At 35.9% G+C, this 19,760-nt stretch carries 17 protein-coding genes; 14 read left to right on the plus strand and 3 right to left on the minus strand.

All coding sequences use genetic code 11. The annotated features are described in order from the left end of the window. Window positions 1-97 precede the first annotated feature (97 nt). The 13 genes from ACFQ3N_RS19915 to ACFQ3N_RS19975 all read left to right on the plus strand — a co-directional run bounded on the left by ACFQ3N_RS19915 (window position 98) and on the right by ACFQ3N_RS19975 (window position 14,504). Complete coding sequence (locus ACFQ3N_RS19915) at window positions 98-1,252, plus strand: NAD(P)-dependent oxidoreductase (protein WP_390364900.1); 1,155 nt, start codon at window positions 98-100, stop codon at window positions 1,250-1,252. A 34-nt stretch (window positions 1,253-1,286) separates the two neighbouring features. Further along, window positions 1,287-2,402 carry an acyltransferase gene (locus ACFQ3N_RS19920; protein WP_390364902.1) on the plus strand — a complete coding sequence of 372 codons (1,116 nt, stop codon included), beginning with the start codon at window positions 1,287-1,289 and terminating at the stop codon, window positions 2,400-2,402. A 15-nt stretch (window positions 2,403-2,417) separates the two neighbouring features. Then, window positions 2,418-3,134: a metallophosphoesterase family protein gene (locus ACFQ3N_RS19925; RefSeq protein WP_390364904.1), complete on the plus strand. Its 717-nt coding sequence runs from the start codon at window positions 2,418-2,420 to the stop codon at window positions 3,132-3,134. Window positions 3,135-3,313: 179 nt separating this feature from the next. After that, window positions 3,314-5,317, plus strand: a complete 2,004-nt coding sequence (locus ACFQ3N_RS19930; RefSeq protein ID WP_390364906.1) for a lasso peptide isopeptide bond-forming cyclase — start codon at window positions 3,314-3,316, stop codon at window positions 5,315-5,317. After that, a complete protein-coding gene (locus ACFQ3N_RS19935; RefSeq protein ID WP_390364908.1) occupies window positions 5,271-5,402 on the plus strand; it encodes a paeninodin family lasso peptide in 132 nt (43 codons plus the stop codon). The genes ACFQ3N_RS19930 and ACFQ3N_RS19935 overlap by 47 nt, the downstream gene beginning before the upstream one ends. A gap of 417 nt (window positions 5,403-5,819) precedes the next feature. Then, complete coding sequence (locus ACFQ3N_RS19940) at window positions 5,820-6,755, plus strand: aldolase (RefSeq protein WP_390364910.1); 936 nt, start codon at window positions 5,820-5,822, stop codon at window positions 6,753-6,755. Further along, entirely contained in the window at window positions 6,752-7,048 is a 297-nt protein-coding gene (locus ACFQ3N_RS19945; RefSeq protein WP_390364912.1) for a lasso peptide biosynthesis PqqD family chaperone, read from the plus strand. The genes ACFQ3N_RS19940 and ACFQ3N_RS19945 overlap by 4 nt, the downstream gene beginning before the upstream one ends. A 28-nt stretch (window positions 7,049-7,076) precedes the next feature. After that, complete coding sequence (locus tag ACFQ3N_RS19950; protein WP_390364915.1) at window positions 7,077-7,517, plus strand: lasso peptide biosynthesis B2 protein; 441 nt, start codon at window positions 7,077-7,079, stop codon at window positions 7,515-7,517. A 17-nt stretch (window positions 7,518-7,534) separates the two neighbouring features. Continuing rightward, entirely contained in the window at window positions 7,535-8,722 is a 1,188-nt protein-coding gene (locus ACFQ3N_RS19955) for a nucleotidyltransferase domain-containing protein (protein WP_390364917.1), read from the plus strand. Between the two features lie 12 nt (window positions 8,723-8,734). Continuing rightward, window positions 8,735-10,528, plus strand: coding sequence for an ABC transporter ATP-binding protein (locus tag ACFQ3N_RS19960; RefSeq protein WP_390364918.1), 1,794 nt, complete (start codon window positions 8,735-8,737; stop codon window positions 10,526-10,528). A 658-nt stretch (window positions 10,529-11,186) separates the two neighbouring features. After that, window positions 11,187-12,140: a metallophosphoesterase gene (locus ACFQ3N_RS19965; RefSeq protein ID WP_390364919.1), complete on the plus strand. Its 954-nt coding sequence runs from the start codon at window positions 11,187-11,189 to the stop codon at window positions 12,138-12,140. 88 nt (window positions 12,141-12,228) lie between these two features. Beyond that, the gene (locus ACFQ3N_RS19970; RefSeq protein WP_390364920.1) at window positions 12,229-13,407 is read left to right on the plus strand and encodes a DHH family phosphoesterase; all 1,179 of its coding nucleotides are present in this window, start codon (window positions 12,229-12,231) and stop codon (window positions 13,405-13,407) included. Window positions 13,408-13,748: 341 nt separating this feature from the next. Continuing rightward, on the plus strand, window positions 13,749-14,504 hold the full coding sequence (locus tag ACFQ3N_RS19975; RefSeq protein ID WP_390364922.1) for an NUDIX domain-containing protein: 756 nt from the start codon (window positions 13,749-13,751) through the stop codon (window positions 14,502-14,504). Window positions 14,505-14,536: 32 nt separating this feature from the next. Here the strand turns inward: ACFQ3N_RS19975 and ACFQ3N_RS19980 are convergent, their stop codons facing one another. The 3 genes from ACFQ3N_RS19980 to helD form a co-directional block, all read right to left on the minus strand. After that, a complete protein-coding gene (locus ACFQ3N_RS19980; protein WP_390364924.1) occupies window positions 14,537-16,123 on the minus strand; it encodes a peptide chain release factor 3 in 1,587 nt (528 codons plus the stop codon). 163 nt (window positions 16,124-16,286) lie between these two features. After that, on the minus strand, window positions 16,287-16,469 hold the full coding sequence (locus ACFQ3N_RS19985; protein WP_390364926.1) for a helix-turn-helix domain-containing protein: 183 nt from the start codon (window positions 16,467-16,469) through the stop codon (window positions 16,287-16,289). A 99-nt stretch (window positions 16,470-16,568) separates the two neighbouring features. Continuing rightward, window positions 16,569-18,881 (minus strand): RNA polymerase recycling motor HelD, encoded by a 2,313-nt coding sequence (gene helD / locus ACFQ3N_RS19990; protein ID WP_390364928.1) that lies wholly within the window; start codon window positions 18,879-18,881, stop codon window positions 16,569-16,571. Between the two features lie 149 nt (window positions 18,882-19,030). On the opposite strand from helD, the gene ACFQ3N_RS19995 reads away from it, so the two are divergent. Then, window positions 19,031-19,651 (plus strand): class I SAM-dependent methyltransferase, encoded by a 621-nt coding sequence (locus tag ACFQ3N_RS19995; RefSeq protein WP_390364930.1) that lies wholly within the window; start codon window positions 19,031-19,033, stop codon window positions 19,649-19,651. Window positions 19,652-19,760 lie beyond the last annotated feature (109 nt).

The following is a 19,760-nucleotide window of genomic DNA, read 5'->3' on the forward strand; positions in this document are numbered from 1 at the left end:
GCATAAGTGCAACTAGGCCATTCGCTATAAAGGCTTGGCGAATGCCAAGTTTTCTAATTGATTGTTTTATCGTTATTAATTAAGGGAGGAAATAGAAATGAATAATATTACTAGAGTTGGTATTGTAGGTACGGGTTTAATAGGTAAGGGGATAGCACTAGAAGTTGAGAAACAATCTGAACTAAAGCTATCAACGGTTCTTACTAGACGTGATATTAGCACAATGAATGAATACCCATTCCGAGAAGCTCTTACGAATTCAGTTGATGAGCTAATTGGAAATTGTGAATTGGTAGTGGAATGTAGTGGGGACGTTATTTATGGCACGGAAGTAATTGATCAGGCAATAAAAGCGTCTTTACCAGTTGTAACAATGAACGCTGAACTTCAAGTGACGACTGGTTCCTATTTTGCAAAAAGAGGATTTATTACCGAGGCAGAGGGAGACCAACCAGGATGTCTGGCATCATTACATGAAAATGTACTAGAGATGGGCTTTAAACCATTAGTGTATGGGAATATTAAAGGGTTTCTTAAATTAGACCCGGTACTTGAAGATATGGAATACTTTTCAAAACGGAATGGTGTCCGTCTTGACATGACAACTTCCTTTACCGATGGCACAAAAGTTCAAGTAGAACAAGTATTGGTTGCAAACGGTCTTGGTGCAGGAATAGCTGTTGAGGGTCTATTAGCACCTAGTTCAGATGATTTAAATGAGACAGGAGCGGAGTTAGCTGAAGAGGCTAATCGTTTAGGATATCCTATTTCTGAATTTGTGTTAGCACCAAAAGCTCCTCCAGGTGTCTTTATAACAGCAGAACACGATAGTCGTCAAAAAGATGCATTGCGTTATTTTAAAATGGGTGATGGACCATATTATACCATTCTGCAAAACTTTCATCTTTGTCATCTAGAAGTCGTGAAAACAATCAAAAGAGTTATAAACGGAGGAGGAGTTCTTTTAAACAATGGGGAAGACCCTACTTTAAGTGTTGCTGCAATTACAAAGAGAACACTTCAACCTGGAGAGAAAGTTGACAAAGGTATAGGCAGTTTTCAAGTAAGAGGAGAAGCAGTTAGGTTAGCTACGAATAAAAATCACGTACCAATTGGCTTGCTTGTCAATGCAGTCATGAAAAGACAAGTAGAAGAAGGAGAAATTGTTACGTTTGATGATGTAGAGTTACCAGAGAGTTTAGCTTTAACTGCTTGGCTTGAGACAACTAACAAGGCGCCGGTGAATATTTAAATAAATTTAAGCTTTCGAAGGGAGGAACTCATACTTGGAAAGGAACACTGCTATTGACGTTGTTAAATGCTTTGGAGTTTTTTTAGTTGTATGTTTACACACAGTTACTTATAGCTTTAATTGGCAAGATAGTGAACATATTTCCTTTATAATAAGTGTTTTTCCAAGATGGGTAATCCCCTTCTTTTTTATTGTTTCAGGCTACTTCTTTGGGCAAAAAATAATCAACAGGAATAATTCTAAGGCCTATTTTAAAAAGTACCTGTTTAAGTTAATTGGATTATTTGCTACATGGTACTTATTTTATCTGATTTATGATTTATTTCTTCAAGTCGTTTTAGCAATTCATATGGGATTAGACATTAAGACTGAATTAATCCAGTATGTGAAAGGTTTTGTAAATATAGATGCATTATATTATGGAGAAGGAATGACTTCTTACCATCTTTGGTTCTTGACAGCTTTAATTTGGTCAATTTGTATCTTATATGTATCTATTAGGCTAAATAAATTAAAAATGTTGTTAATTGTAGCCGGTATTTTAAATATAATTGGACTCTTTGGTCAGACATATTCAAGTATTTTCTATTTACCGGTTCAAACAAGGGATGCTTTGTTTTTTGGAATGTTATATACAACACTTGGCTGTTATTTTGCTATTCATTATGATTGGATCATGCAAAAGGTTAAAAAAACCAAATCGAGTACTTTTGTTTATCTGTTTCTATTATTTTCACTAATTCAGCTTGTAGAAATGGCAATTACAGTTACGGTGTTGGATGCGGTCAGATCTTTCGGTGACTATTACTTAATAACAGCTCCCTTAACAATAAGTATTTTTATTATTACGTTAAAAAATACAACGATATTGCAAAGTTCAGTTGTCTCTAAAGTAGGGAAAAATGCAGTAGGAATTTATGTTTCACATTTGTTTATCATAAGTGTAATGACTCTCTTTATAAATTTTGTTGGGTTAGATTATCTAAGAAGTAATATTTTGTTTAACCTCATATTTGTAGTAGTAATTTTTATAACTTCATATTATTTCTTTATACTATTTAATACAGTGCTTTTCAGAATAAAGTTAATTTATATAGAACAGAGGAATTACAAGCAAATGACTAGAACTAATAAAAATAATGCTATTTAAATAGAGGTGGAAATAATGAAGCTAGCATTTATATCAGATATACACGGAAATGCAGTAGCATTGGATGCAGTTTTAAATGATATAAAAGAAAAAAGCATTGACAGAGTTTATGTTCTAGGGGATCTTTGTTTCAGAGGGCCGGAGCCAAAACGTGCTCTTAATTTAATTAAAGACATGAATGCTGATGTTATAAAAGGTAATGCAGATGAATGGGTGGTCCGTGGGGTTCAAAAAGATGAAGTACCTGAACAAGCATTAGAAATGATGAATGCGGAAAGAGATTGGACTTATTCCAAATTAGAAGAAAATGAAGTAGGTTATCTTAGAAAGCTACCAAATGAATTGAACTTAAAATATGAAAACCTTAAAATACATGCATTTCATGCTACTCCTTTAAGCTTGTTTGACGTTGTTCAACCTTTTGAAAAAGATGAACTACTTACTGATAAGTTAATGATAAATGAGGCAGATATTTACATCTATGCCCATATACATAAACCATATGTAAGATATATTAATGGAAAATGTATTGTGAATACAGGGAGTGTTGGATTACCATTTGACGGTTTAAACCAAGCTTCATATGTCTTGATGAATGTTACTAAGGACAGTTTTCAAGTATCAATAGTAAGAGTTAAGTATAACGAACACGAGGTAATTAGCCAATTTAAAAAATCGAATTATCCTAACATTGATATGATGACTAAAATCTTAGCTAATGGAAGAATTTAAGTAAACAGTAAGGGAAAACCAAATTGGGTATTGCTTCCTTAACAAAGATGTAGTATCGTTCTTTATAGATGACAATTAATTGGTTGGAGTAACTTATTTAAGCAGTCCTACTTTATTTTTTTAATAAAAACGTTCTTAATCAAGAATAATTTTAGTTGTATGATATTGGAGTGGAAACTATGAGCGCTATCGCTGGAATTTATCATTTAAATAATGAGCCGGTACCAAGAGAGCATAGTCTCGGCATGATGAAATCATTGCAGAAATTTCCTGCTGATGATGTGCAAATATGGCAAAAAGAAAACATCTTTTTAGGGTGCCATGCACAGTGGATAACGCCAGAGTCAATAGGAGAACAGCTACCCTACTATGACTATGATCATCAGTTAACAATTACAGCTGATGCTATTATTGATAATCGTGAGGAGTTATTTGATAAATTACAAGTAGATATTGCAAAGAGAAAAACAATACCTGATAGTAAATTAATCCTTTTATCTTATGTTAAATGGGGAGAGCAGGTCCCTAACCAGTTAATTGGTGATTTTGCTTTTATGATTTGGGACGAAAAAAAACAAAAGCTATTTGGTGCAAGAGACTTTTCTGGAGCTAGAACTCTCTATTATTTTCATAAATATCAGCGCTTCACCTTTTGTACGGTGATAAACCCATTATTATCATTACCATATATAGAAAAGGATTTAAATGAACAGTGGCTTGCGGAATATTTGGCCATACCTAATATGATAGATACAGTTGATAGCTCCTTAACCGTAATTAAGGATATACATCAGGTTCCGCCGTCACACGCTATCTCTGTAGTCGATGACAAAATATCTATTATTAAATACCATACATTGTCAGTAAATGAAAAAATAAAATATAAAAAAGATCAGGATTATGTTGATGCCTTTAGAAATATATTTCAAGATGCAGTAGATTCACGGTTACGTACATTTCTACCAGTAGGTTCCCAATTGAGTGGAGGATTAGATTCTGGGGCAGTCGTTAGCTTTGCAGCAAAAACATTGCAAAAGAAAAATAAACAGTTACATACATTTAGTTACGTTCCAGAAAACAACTTTAAGGATTGGACACCCAAGCATAGAATAGCGGATGAACGAACATTTATAAATTCAACTGTTCAACACGTAAGTAACATTGAAGATCACTACTTGAGTTTTAATGGGAAAAGCGCAATTTCAGAAATCGATGATTGGCTTGAAATAATGGAAATGCCATATAAATTTTTCGAGAACTCTGTTTGGGTTAAAGGTATAAATGAGCAAGCTCAACAGAGAGGGATCGGTATTTTATTAAATGGTGCTAGGGGTAATTTTTCAATATCATGGGGACCGGCTTTAGACTACTATGGATTCCTGCTAAGAAATATGAGGTTGATTCGACTTAGTCATGAATTACAGTGTTATAGTACAAACACAGGAATAAGTAAGAAAGGCAGATTACTGTCAGTCGTTGGAAAGAAAGCATTCCCATTCTTGAATCTATTGGATCGCTCACAGGAAGTCTATCAATTGCCAATGCTAATAAATCCTGAATTTGCGAAAAAAACAAATGTCTATAGTAAACTTCAAGAAGCTGGAATTGATGTAGATGGATTTTCAAAACAAAACATCTATGAAATTAGGAAAAATCACTATGAAAAGGAATTTATGTGGAATTCAACAGGAACATCAGGAACAAATTTGTCTTTACGATATGGCTTATGGAATCGTGATCCCACAAACGATATACGAGTAATTCGATTTTGTCTATCCTTACCAGAAGAGCAATTTGTGAAAGATGGGTTAGATCGAGCACTTATCAGAAGGTCAACAGAAGGATTGCTACCTGATAAGGTGAGATTTAACCAGCGTTCAAGGGGGATTCAAGGGGCGGATTGGGTTCATAGAATGATGTCTTCTTGGAAATTGTTTATAGATGAGTTACAACAATTGGTTGAAGATCCTATAGTTTCGGACTTCTTGAATGTAAATCTTCTTAAAATGGCTATTTCCAGGTTTAAAGAGCGACCGAGACCAGATCAAGCCTTTGACCCTGAACTGAGGGTATTAATGCGGAGTTTAGTTGTTTATCGATTTTTAAAAAAATTCTACTCTGTAGGAGGTGATATTTATGAAAAAGAAATGGCAAACTCCAGAACTGGAAGTGCTAAATATTAGTTTGACAATGCAGGGAGCTGGAATAAGAGATGTAGACGCAACATTTGAAGATACTGATGAAGTAGTTCATCTTCATGCAAGTTAAGTTAGAATTAACTGCCCTTATACAAAGTATGGGGGCTCTTTTCTTTTAGCAAATAAAATTATAATTAGTGATTGACACTTTATCTGAAAAGTGATATCTTTCAATATAAGCAGTACTTTATAACGAACGAAATTAACTAATGATAACTACATATTTTAGAATAAGAAACTGATATTTATATATATTTATTCTTTATTAAGAACATATGGGTTTCCGTTTAAATGTTGGATTAGATTCAGATCAGTCGTTAGTTTAGCTGCAATAACATACTTTCAACTATATTCCAGAGGATAGTTTCTCCGACATGAAGGAAAATCGAATGCAAGTTGTTAAGGTAGTTAAACTCTTTACTTAAGAAATAGGCCCTCATATTTTGAATAGGTATGAGGGCGATATAAAAATGGGGGAACTCATAAAATGATTTATACGATAAAAAAATTCACATATAGTGCTTTTGGATTAAGTATTTTCAGCGAATTTCTACTACCTGAACTACCTGAAATTGATATGGAAGAACACTTGTCAAATATCACTGTTAATAAAGTTGATCTAACAGAAATTTGGTCGGAGTTATACATTCCAAATCGGTATTTTATCGTAGAGGAAGATTTCATTATGTTTCAAGTGCCGGATACCGCTATCTATTTAATTAAAAATGGTAGAGAGATTTTCGTTTCACCCATTGATAATTCCCAAGAAGATCAAATCCGTCTCTACATCCTAGGAACCTGCATGGGGGCACTCTTAATCCAAAGAAACATCCTTCCACTGCACGGTAGTGCCATTGCAATAGACGATAAAGCATATGCAATTGTTGGTGATTCAGGTGCAGGGAAATCGACACTTGCTTCAGCGTTTTTAAAAAAAGGATATCAACTTCTGAGCGATGATGTCATTCCTGTGACTTTATCTGAAGAGAACATGCCTATGATAACACCAGCATATCCACAACAGAAATTGTGGTTGGAAAGCCTTAATGAATTTGGGATGGAATCGACAGATCTTCGGCCAATTATAGATAGGGAAAATAAGTTTGCAATTCCGGTCGCTGAGCAGTTTGCTGAGAAACCAATGCCTCTTGCGGGTGTTATTGAACTAATCAAAACAGACAGTGATGAAATTGAGGTTAATCCAATTCAAAATCTAGAACGTTTACATACATTGTTTCAACACACATATCGTAATTTCCTCATTAATCGCTCAGGAAAAATGGATTGGCATTTTAATACCTCAGTAGCAATTGTCAATAAAATAGATTTTTACCGATTAGAAAGACCTACATCTCATTTTACAGCCCATAAGTTAGTAGACGTTATTTTATCGAAGGTTAAGAAGGGGGAGAAAATACGATGAACAACACAATCTATAAACGTCATGTGGTTAGCCAAGTAGAAGGTAATATTATCAGTGATATGGATGGAGAAAAAGTAATGCTGAGCATTCACAATGGAAAATATTATAACCTAGGAGAAATCGGTGGAGAGATATGGGAGCAAATTAAGGATCCTCTTGTGGTACATGAATTAATTTCTGCTTTGATGGCTGAGTATGATGTTGAACAGAGCGAATGTGAAGATCAGGTACTATCGTTTCTAGATACTTTAGTAGAAGAAGGGTTAGTAAAGATAGAGGATGCTACTTCTTAGTCGGATTACTTGAGAAAGGAAAACATTAATGAAAAAAATACGGTTATTTTTAACGATGAACAAAGAAATCAAAAAGCTCTTATTCGAATCTTATTTTTATTTAGGTTGGGCACGGATTCTCAAGACTTTTCCATTTGCAAAAGTAGCTCCTTCATTGGGTGAACAGATGCAAGAAACGACTATCTCTCATAAACAACCTAGTAAACAGACGTTAAGCAATATTTCTCAAGCTATTCATATGGCAAGTCGTTACACGTTATGGGAAAGTCAATGTCTAGTCAAAGCAATTGCAGCAATGAAAATGCTGGAAAGACGTAATATTGAAAGTACCCTTTATTTAGGTACTGCTAAGGATGATGCAGGCCAGTTAATTGCACATGCATGGCTACGGAGTGGTCCTTTTTATATTACAGGATCAGAAGGAATGGAACGTTTTACTATCGTTAACAAATTTGCTAAAAACGTCTAAGATTGAGGGAGAAAGTTATGCCTAACGAATTTAATCTTAATTTAACAAATATACCAAGAGAATTAAGACTGATAATCGAGCTACTGAAAAATAAATCCGCCACTCAACTACACACTAATAACCCTGAATTATTCAATGACATTGATTGGAATAGTTTTATAGACTTAACGATGCATCATCGTGTTTATCCGGTTCTTTTTTCGAAGTTAAAAGAGACCTGTGATGATGTGATCCCTTACTCTATTATAAAATCCTTATCCCAACAGTATAAAAAAAATACATTTCAAATGCTTCATTTAAGTGGAGAAATGGAGCGTGTAAGTAAGTTGTTTTCAATTCAGGAAATCCCGCTTCTTTTTTTAAAAGGCCCGGTACTTGCTCAGGAACTGTATGGAGACATTTCTCTCCGTACTTCAAGCGATTTAGATATGCTTATTCCAATAGATCAACTTGAAAAAGCTGAGGCAGTCCTTGTAGAACAGGGATATGAAAAAGATGACTACATTCAAACGGTGTTAAATGATTGGAAATGGAGGCATCATCATGTCACCTTCTTCCATCGGCAAAAGCAAATTAAGGTAGAAGTTCATTGGAGGCTAAATCCAGGACCTGCTAAGGAGCCAAGCTTTCATGCGTTATGGCAACGAAAAACCCAGAGCAGTCTCACAAGCTTTCCTGTCTATTTACTAGGGAAGGAAGACTTATTTCTATTTCTCGTATCACATGGGTCGCGTCATGGTTGGTCACGCCTTCGTTGGTTAATGGATATTTATCAATTAATCAAGACAGAGATTGATTGGAAAGAGACTAATGGATTGTTAAGAAAATATGGCTATCATCGTGCAGGGGGACAGGGGCTTATCCTGGCATCAAAACTATTAGGTAAGAAAACAAATAAGGAAATAATCTCTTTAACAACAAAAAAGAGCACGAACCGGTTAGCCCAACAAGCAGTATTCTACCTGGAAAGAAAGGTTAATTTACATACAGATCCTGTTCCGGAAACGATTGCTAGGTATCATAAACGTCATTTATTTTCATTAATGAGCACCCAACAAAAATTTATGTTTATGGTAAGTTTTCTTCATCCGTATCCAGAAGACGCAGAGACATTAGCTTTGCCAAAACTATTTCATTTTTTATATTTTCCCTTACGCCCACTATTATGGGCATGGAGGAAAACAAGGAAACATGCTTTATCCTAGGAGGATAACCGAATGGAACATGTACTTTACTTCTTAAAACAAATCCATGCATATTCCGGAAAAATACTGTATATAAACCTCTTTGCGATGATAGGTATTGGGTTATTGGAAGGTATTGGGATTTTATTATTAGTTCCTTTGATCAGTATGAGTGGAATTGTTGATATGGGTGTGGAAGAAATACCTTTGTTAAGTCTATTTGGCTTTCTTAATAACATACCCAGCACGATGGGCTTACCATTGATTCTTGGGATATTTGTTCTGGTGGTTGTTGGCCAAAATGTGGTTAATAGGCAATTAACCGTGAAAAACGCAATCATTCAACATGGATTTTTGAGACATATGCGTATGGAAACTTACGGTTCGTTGCTTCATGCCAATTGGAAGTTTTTCATTAGAAATAGAAAATCCGATCTGATCAATATATTAACTGCTGAAATTGCTCGTGCAAGTGCGGGAACACATTCCTTCTTACAATTCGCAGCTTCTCTTGTGTTTACATTCATACAAATCGGGCTTGCCTTTTGGCTATCACCTAATATAACAATGTTTGTTCTAGCATGTGGTTTAGTTCTTATCTTTTTTAATCGAAAGTTTCTAAAGCGATCATTAGCATTAGGGAAACGAAACTATGAACTCGGAAGAAATTACCTTGCGGGTATAACTGATCAGGTGAATGGGATAAAAGATATTAAAAGTAACACGTTAGAAGATTCGAGACTTGGATGGTATGACTCTATCACCAATAAAATGCAACATGAACAAGTGGAATATACAAAATTGAAAACAACCTCACAATTATATTATAAAATTGCGTCTGCCATTTTTATTGCAGCATTTATTTATATAGCGGTTTCTATGTTCAGTGCTCAGGCTGGTCAATTAATGTTGGTTATTGTTATTTTTTCTAGACTATGGCCTAGAGTCGCAGGAATTCAAGCGTCTATGGAACAAATAGCAACAACCATTCCAGCGTTTAAGGCAGTAAAGGCTTTACAACATGAATGTTTGGCTGCTAGAGAGTTTGAAATGGGAAAAGAAGAAATCGCTCCCTTAGATATCAGACATAGCATCGAGTGTGAACAAGTTTCCTTCCGTTACAATCAAGCTGAACCGCAATATGCCCTGAAAAATATTAATTTGAGTATTCCTTTCAACCAGATGACAGCTTTTGTCGGAAGGTCTGGTGCGGGGAAAAGTACTTTAATAGATTTACTAATGGGTCTGAATCAACCGGAAAGTGGGCAGGTGCTAATTGATGGAACGCCGTTGTCGGATGATAATCTTATCGCTCTGAGAAAAGCCATTAGCTATGTGCCACAGGAACCCTTCTTATTCAATACCAGTATAAGAGAGAATCTCATGCTAGTAGTACCAGATGCAAGTGAGGACCGGATATGGGAAGCATTGGAATTTTCATCTGCAGGTGAATTTGTAGGGAAACTTCCCGACAAGCTGGATACTGTTATTGGTGATCGGGGTATTAAATTATCGGGTGGTGAGCGACAGCGACTTGTATTGGCCCGGGCCATCTTAAGAAACCCTTCTATTCTCGTGTTGGATGAAGCGACCAGTGCACTGGATACAGAGAACGAAGCGAAAATTCAAGAAGCATTAGATAGATTAAAAGGAAAAATGACGATCATTGTAATTGCACATCGCTTATCGACTATTCGTAATGCCGATCAAGTAGTAGTGTTAGACGAAGGCGAAGTTATTCAACAAGGTGGGTTTACACAACTTTCTGAGGAAAAAAGAAGCATGTTCAGTAACCTGCTGAAAAATCAAATGGAAGTAATTCATTAAAAAAACACTACTTTATAAGGTGTTTTACAAGATCTACTTATGCTTGTCGTGTCTTTCAAGGCACTTGCGCTTTTGATTAGGCTGTTTCTGAAAGATTGTTGTTTTTGTCACAATAGATATATATGCGACGTAACTTTAGGCTTACTTCTATTGCCGCCGTCCGGGATCGCTACGGACGGATGCTTTCCGCGGGCACGGCCTCAGCCTCCTCGAGAAAACCACTCTGCGGGGTCTTCGGACACGTGCTGTTCCCGCAGGAGTCACCGCCCTCCGCTCACCCAAACTGGTAAGGTGTTTTATCAATACAGATACAGTCCCACGACAGTAACGGAAATAACAGCGGAGGAAATACACGTAGACTCCTTGAAAATACAAACCGATTTTCTGCGTGCGATGTCTAGATATGTAGCTTTCCTTATCCTGTGGGAGCAGAGGCCTAGTTGAGACCCCGCAGAGCGTTAGCTCGAGGAGGCTCATCAGCCGCCCACGGAAAGCGAAGTGTATTTCCGTAGCGGTAGGTTAACCGTCACATAAAGTTACGTCGCATTATATATCAACTACGAGGATTAAATAGCAACAAAATTTACGAAATGAGCCTTTGATTAAAATCAAAAATACTGGAGAGCGATTGTCTGTGATAAAAGTCGGAGGTAAGATCTTGGTTAGTATTTTAATAGTAATGATTGTTCTAGTTGTATATATAATTTGGGACAATAACCGCATAACAACAGTGGAACAAGATATAGTAATAGATGATTTGCCTGAGTCATTGGACGGCTTCCGGATTCTCCAAGTTACTGATTTACACGAAAAACAGTTCGGAGAAAATCAAAAGAGGTTGATCAACTCTATTAATGAAGTTGATTATGATGCGATCATTTTTACAGGGGACATGCTGGACAGCACCGAATCCGCTAATTACGATCCCTTTTATTCTCTATTGAATGGTATAAACAATAAAGAAAATGCCTGGTATACCCCTGGGAATACGGATCCATATAATTATCAATTTAACCCAGAAATCAAAAAAAGTGAATTTATTATAGGCATGGAAGAACGAGGCGTTAAGTTATTGGAGTCTATGGATACGGTTACAGTCGATGGAGCCGACATACATGTTGTGAATTTTGAATTATCCATTTTAAGGGGAGCAGATGATGTAGGAAGAACCGAAGGAATAGTCCGACCTTCTTACGTTTCAGATGAAGCGTATTTGGATTATCAAAGAAAATTGTTAACAGAAGTTAATATGCTTGATGAGTTAACGGATTCTGATTTATTAATTGCTCTTAATCATTATCCTGTAGTAGACGCCCGGATAGATCATATTCAAAATAACGCTCGTACCGTGTTGCGGGATTTTGACTTACTAATAGCCGGACACTATCATGGTGGGCAAATTCGGTTACCAATTCTTGGGGCACTTTTCATTCCAGAACCTTGGTACAACAGTAATTTCCTCCCACCAAAAGAACGTGTGAAAGGACTGTGGGAATACAAAAACATGAAACAATATGTCAGTACCGGACTTGGGAGCAGTGATGTCATCCCTTTCTTGAAGTTTCGATTGTTTAACCCGCCGCAAATTAACATTTTAAATTTTAAGCGTTGACCATAGTAATAGGATGATTGGAAATTCCTCTAGTTTTTTGCAATAATTTACCTCTTTCATACCCATACTATATCCTGAGGTGAAGAACATGTACAAACTGTTGTCTCATAATGATTTGGATGGGGTAGGGTGTGGTATCTTAGCAAAACTTGCTTTTGGAAAGCAGGTAAAGGTTCGCTACAATTCCATTGGAAGTCTCGATCGTGAAGTGAAATGGTTTCTGGAGAATGATAACAAGGATACGTTTTTACTTATTACAGACTTATCGGTAAATGAAGAAAGTGAACAAAAATTGGATCGATTTCATCGAGAAGGGGGAAACGTTCAACTGCTCGATCATCATAAAACTGGTCTGCATTTTAATGAGTACGAGTGGGGGAGTGTCATTGTTGAAGATGAGGAAGGCCGGTTAACTGCAGCAACCTCATTATTATATGACTATCTGTTGGAGCACAATTTAATAGAACCTTCCAAGGCGATAGCGGAATTTGTTGAACTCGTAAGACAGTATGATACGTGGGAATGGGAGAGAAATGATAATCAGGAAGCTCACCGGCTTAATGCACTATTCTTTCTAGTAACCATTGAGGAATTTGAAGAAAAAATGATGGATAGGCTTTTATCAAGTGATCACTTTTATTTTGATGATTTTGAGAAAAAGATACTTGATATGGAAGATAACAAAATCGAACGGTACATTCGTAGGAAACGGCGGCAACTGGTTCAGACAAAGATGGATGGTAAATTTTCTGGAATAGTTTATGCAGAGATGTACCATTCTGAGCTGGGAAATGAATTAAACAAAGAATACCCACATCTTGACTATATCGTCATCCTGGATATCGGTGCAAAAAGAGTAGGGTTTAGGACCATTCATGACCATACAGATGTGTCTGAAGTAGCGGGGAAGTTCGGTGGAGGTGGACATGCGAAAGCATCAGGATGCTCTTTAACCGAAGATGCCTATAAACAATTTGTGGCAGAAACGTTTAACTTGGAACCGTTACGGGAGGATGCAAAGCGAAATCGTTATAATTTAAAAGAAACTTCATTTGGATCACTTTACAAAAACCAAATGGAAGATCTTTTCTTTCTTTATCCGACAAATGATTCGGAGTGGGTCATAGAACGAAATAACATTAAATTAAGTCAGAAGTTTCCAACCTTTGTTGAAGGGGAAAATTTCCTAAAAAGAAATTATACAACCTGGCTTGCACGTGATGAAACGTTCGTAAATTATTTAAAGGAAAAAGTGAAAAAGGGATAAAATAAAAATATTATTGAAAAAAGACGAAACACAACGTTTTCGTCTTTTATTTTCGTTAGTAAAGCAAGTATAATTTGAAAGTTATGTATATTCATCTACAGAACCTGCCTTGTCTAGCTCCAGCGCCTAGCCACTCGAGACATAAGCAGTTCGACCTTGGTAAAGGCATCCACACTACGCGATCTGCTTATGCTTGTCGTGTCTTTCAAGGCGCTTGCACTTTTGCTTCAGCTATTCTCAACGCTGAACATATTTGAATTACCAAGCGTAAAATAAGGTATGTTAGTTATATATTTTTAAGAGAATAGAGGAAAAGAATGTTTTGTATAAGAGAAACATACTTGATTCGGCCTGAAAAACTCACTGAATTTAACGCGTTTTTTCATGACTACTTGTTACCAAGCCAAATAAAAAATGGAGCAAAGTTAATCGGACGATGGGTAACAGAATCTAAAAATGAAGTAGTATCAATGTGGGAGTATCCTAACTATGAAGAGTACCTAAAAATAGAAGAGCGAGTTAAAAAAGATGACATGCACCACCGGGCACAAGTTCAACTTTTGAAAGTGGGTAACTTATTCATAGATATGCGTAAAGACTTCTTGTCACCAACAGGAATATACAATGTTCCAAAACAGAACGTCACTGTTAGTGGATATATTACAAATGAAAACAATGAAACGCTATTAGTTAAAACATATTGGAGATCAGATACGTGGGAACTTCCTGGAGGGGGAGTTGATGATGAAGAAACACTGGATGTTGCACTTAGTCGGGAAATTTTTGAAGAAACAGGACTTAACGTTACATTAGATGGAATAACGGGTGCATATTCAAATGGGAGTACTATTTCAATCGTATTCTGCGGAAAGTGTATAGGAGGTAGACTAACGACATCTGATGAAACGGAGTCTGTCCGTTTTGTGAAAATCAACTCGTCAAATGTGTCACAATATATAAAAAGAGCTAAGTTCATTCCGAGGGTATTAGATGCTATGAATGGGAAGTGCGTGCCATATGAGGCTTTTAAGGTTAGACCTTATGAACTGGTAACAAGATTACAAGGGACTTATCATAATAGAAAAAACACGGACTGATAAAAACCAGCCGTGTTTTAGTGTGGAAAAAATTAGTATGTCTGGTCATACTGGTTAACTTCAAACAGATCAATCAATTCAATTTTTGGATTTTTGTCTTTGAACCAGCGTAACGAGAAGTCATTTTTAAATAACACAACGTAATTGTTCTCACGATCCCTGACAAGCATATTTCGTTCGTCAAATAGGGATTTATCTACTTGATCTGATTTCAACCAGCGAGGGATTCGCTCCCCGATTGGTTCGAACATAACTTCGACATTGTACTCGTTTTTCATTCGATACTGGAACACTTCATATTGAAGCTCACCGACGGCCCCTAAAATGTAGGATTCGGCGCGGTAATCTTTATACAATTGGATTGCTCCCTCTTGTACGAGCTGATCGATTCCCTTTTTAAATTGCTTGGACTTCATAACATTTGTTGCTATTACCTTTTTAAATTGTTCTGGTGGGAACTGTGGCAATTCATCATACTCGAAATGTTCTTTTCCTTCTACTAGTGTATCTCCGATTTGATAGACATTAGGGTCATAAATACCGATGATATCACCAGCATATGCTTCTTCAATGGAGTCTCTTGAGGATGCGACAAATTGCTGTGATTGAGCAAGTTTTATCATTTTGTTGGTTCTTGCTAACTTCACATTCAATCCACGTTCAAACTTCCCAGAACATACCCGTAAAAATGCCACCCGATCACGATGAGCCGGATTCATATTAGCTTGAATTTTAAATATAAAACCGGAAAAATCAGGGTTGTCAGGCTGAATGACGCCTTCTGTCGACTTTCTCGGTGCAGGAGCGGGAGCCATGGAAATAAATGTATCAAAAAATGTTTCTACTCCAAATGGAGCTAGCGCACTACCGAAAAATACAGGGGTTTGCTTTCCAGATAGAACGTCATCAATTGAAAATTGATCTCCTGCTTCATCTAATAGTGAAAGCTCATCACTTGCAGCCTGGTAGGTTAGGTTAGATGTTAGTTCCTCATGTTCAGAATGATCCAGTTCACTGTATGGGATTACAGATTCGTCTTCATTACCATGGTATTGAACAAATTGTTTACCATGACGGTCGAAAACGCCAAGAAACCCTTTTCCCATTCCTGCTGGCCAGTTCATTGGATAGGTCTCAATATCTAAAACCTGTTCGATTTCTTCTAATAAATCGAGTGGTTCTCGTCCTTCACGGTCTAATTTATTGATAAAGGTAAAAATAGGGATGCCACGCATTCGGCATACTTTGAATAATTTTTTCGTCTGGGCTTCGATCCCTTTTGTTGCATCAATGATCATAACTACACTATCCACTGCGGTTAGTGTTCTATACGTGTCTTCACTAAAGTCTTCGTGACCAGGAGTATCTAAGATATTTACCTGGTATCCATCGTATGGGAAATTCATTACACTTGAAGTTACTGAAATTCCACGTTGTTTTTCTATTTCCATCCAATCTGATGTTGCAAATTTTCCCGACTTTTTGGCTTTGACTGTTCCAGCCGAACGAATCAGATTACCGAATAAAAGTAATCTTTCCGTTAAGGTTGTTTTCCCAGCATCCGGGTGTGATATGATCGCAAATGTCTTCCGTCTGTTAACTTCATCATGTATACTCATAAAAAATCCCTTTCCATTTCTACTATATAGTTATTATTGGCGGTTTTTGATTAATTACATTGGGGGGATTTTGATTTACATCAGAATAATTCTCCTTTGATTTGTATGATAATAGCATAAAAGAGACCAAGCTATAGTGGTAACTTGGGATTTTTCTATCTATTTATATTCGTTGATTAGATTTTAGTTCTTCAATAAACTCATGTAGATCTTCCTTTTTTACTCTCCAGTGCCTTCCTATCTTAAAACCTGATATCTTGCCTTCTTGAACTAATTTATACGTTGTCATTTCACTTAATTGTAAATACTCTGCTACTTGTGCGACAGTCATTATTTCTTTTGTCATAAGTACGCCTCCAAATGATAGCATATCGTTATCATACCATAGAAGGTAGATATGTTTATATAGACTCCATTATAAATAGATACACTCCATATTAACATGTTATATCTTTTGGAAAAAGCCGTCCGTGTATTGAACTAGATTTGTTCCTTCATTACTTATATGAAAGGAAGCTGGTTGTTTACCTATTAGGTTAAGACTGTGCATTCCTCTAGTCATAGCGACATATAACAGTTTTAAATCGATCTCGTTTTGTTCAAATACTTCATCAAATGAAACGATTAAAACTGCATCAAATTCGAGCCCCTTTGCCAAGTACGATGGAACAACAATTACGTTGCTTTTAAGGTTATCATTCTCTTGTAGGAGTTGAACGTTATCATTTAGATGTTTTTCTAACTTATTGTATATCCATTTACATTCCTTTTCGGTTTTTCCGATAATTGCAATGGAAGAGTGTTCTTCTGCTTGTAATCTGTCCACATGGTTCTTGAGTTCGTTAATTGTCTCTTCTTTTGTGTTTACAATAGATAAAGCTGGCTTTTCGCCATGTCTGATAACAGGTTCTGCAGCGGGCATATCGTTGTTAAGGTTTTTCAATATGGCGTTTGCCAAATCCATTATTTCGATCGTGGTTCTGTAGCTTTTTTGAAGTGTTAAATAGTTAGCTTTTGGCAGCGCGTGCTTTATAATGGCTTCCCAATTATCGGTGCCACGATAGGAATGTATCCCTTGGGACAAATCACCTAAAATCGTAAATAAGTCTGTATTTGCAGCTTTTCGTAATGCTCTAATTTGAAATAGACTATAATCCTGCCCTTCATCAATAACAATATTTTTCATTTGTAAATCTTTAGGGATTCCGAATAAATGTGTTTGAAGAAAAAGTAATGGAGCTAAATCTTCTATCTCAAACAGATTTCGATTTAATAGTTCACCAGAACTGGAAGTGATTTTCTCAATCTCTTCGTTCGTCAAATCTTCTTTAGCATATTTTTGGAGTAAGATTGGGTCTGTGATTAATTCTTTATAATAGTCGAGAGTTTTCTTCTTTGGAAAGAGCTTCATATAATCAGTTATAACCCGTTTTGTAATACTTTTTATTTCATTTACCTTTGTTTCTTTATTGTCTATAAGCTGAACCATCTTAGCTCGTCTTTCTTCTGGTTCTTTATATCGAGCAAGAAATTGATCATATTTCGCTTCGAATTTCTCCTCCATTTTTTCTAAAATTTTCTTTTTACCATTTTGAAAATTGGATTTTAGAAGTTCATTAATTTTATCTTTCCTTTTACTGAAAGGTAAGTATTGGTATTCCTTGATAAAGAGCTTTTTTAATTGCTTCGAACTATATAAACGGGATTCACCAATATAAACGTCCTTTTTGGGGACAAAATTATTACGGATATCTTTTAAATATCTTTTTAAAATAGTTTCAAAAAGTAAAGATCCTTTAAAATCGGATATCGATTGAACGGTATCTTTGTTTTGTGCAGCTGTATTAATTAATAACTTTAGTTTTTCATTTGAATCTGTTAATTTTAATTTTTTTCCTAAACAGTCACACACAAAATCTGTATAGGTAGTCTGCTTAATCTTTTCTACACCTAATTCAGGTAAAGATTGTGCAATGTAGTTGATGAACATTTTATTTGGGGCTAAAATCATCATTTCATCAGGTGAAACTTTATCTGCAAATGTGTAAATAAAGTATGATAACCTGTGGAGTGCTATCGTGGTTTTTCCACTCCCGGCAACCCCTTGTACAATCATTGGTTTTTGAAGGTCAGCCCGGATGACTTTGTTTTGTTCTTCTTGAATAGTAGCAACAATATCGTTTAAACGTTTATCAGCTTTCTCAGATAGTGACTTCTGCAGTAATTTGTCTCTTGTTGTAATGTCTATATCCCTTATTTCTTCCAAATCCCCATCTTCAATGATGTATTGCCGCTTCAATTCTAACTGGCCTTTCTGTTCACCATCTTCAGCTTGATAGGACACTTCACCCAATCTACCTTCATAATAGATATTGGCAACCGGGGATCTCCAGTCGACAATAATTGGTTCTTGGTTATCTTTACGATAAAGGGAGACCTTTCCGATATAATATTTCTCAGTTTGCGTTGCCCCTTCACGATTAAAATCTACCCTGCCAAAATAGGGTTTATCTTTTACATTTGCTAAATTTGATATATCCCCTTGAATCATTTCTAATAGCCGTGTATTGGTAAGGATATTTATATAACTTAAACTACTGTCTAAGTAGTCTAAATTTACAAAAGCATCCTTTATATTTTCTTGATAACTTCCTTGGGTTGATTCGGCAACTCCTAAAATGGATTGAATATAATCTTTCGTATATTCTAATCGATCTTTTTCATTGCGATAATCTGGATGGTTATACAGTGAGCTCAATCTTTTTGCTCCTTTCTATTGAATAACTGGTTTTGACTATAACTCTTTATAATATACTATAATGGAGTCGAATCTTCACGTTTGTGATATAATTATGGTATAACAATTCAATGTTTTTGAAAATATAAATAGGTAAGCGGTGAAATAAAATGTTAGAAGATACAGGGGAGAGGGTAATTCCTGAGAGAATGAAAATTACGAACGGATTATTACTTGAGCATCTTGCAAGGTATCATTTCGCTTCTGATTATGTAAGTGGTCGAGTTCTCGATTTTGCAAGTGGATCAGGTTATGGAAGTCATATTATTGCTAAAATGTGCAAAAAAAAAGTAACTGAAGTTATTGGTATTGATATTGATAAAGCTGCCTTAGATTATGCAAAAAAAACCTATTATCATCCACTTACAACTTATCATGAAGGTGATGTAACAGACCCCCAACTACCTGATGAATTAGGCCAATTTGATTCTATAATGAGCTTTGAAACCATTGAGCACGTTAAACAGGAAAAACAATTTCTATCTAATATATATAATATGCTAAAGCCAAATGGCACCTTAATCCTATCAACTCCATTTGGAGAAGGAAGAGGTGTACCATGTGGATCGCCTTTTCATGTTCATCAGCTAACTGTACCTGAATTTAAAGCCCTGTTCGGGGAGTACGCCTCTACTGAATTTTATTTTCAAAAAGGGGTGTTAATAGAACCGGACTCTTCGTTTAATACAAATAAGCACTATCCACTTGGAATCGTGGTATGTAAAAAGTAGAACCCTTAAAATTATTGGAAGGATTGGAAAAATGAAAATTTATCCTGAATTATTCATAGAATTTCTTTGATTACCCAATAATGCTTATCTATCAAGCATTCCTTTGATT

It is taken from the genome of Virgibacillus byunsanensis (assembly GCF_042675965.1).
Classification (GTDB): Bacteria; Bacillota; Bacilli; order Bacillales; family Amphibacillaceae; genus Virgibacillus_R; species Virgibacillus_R byunsanensis.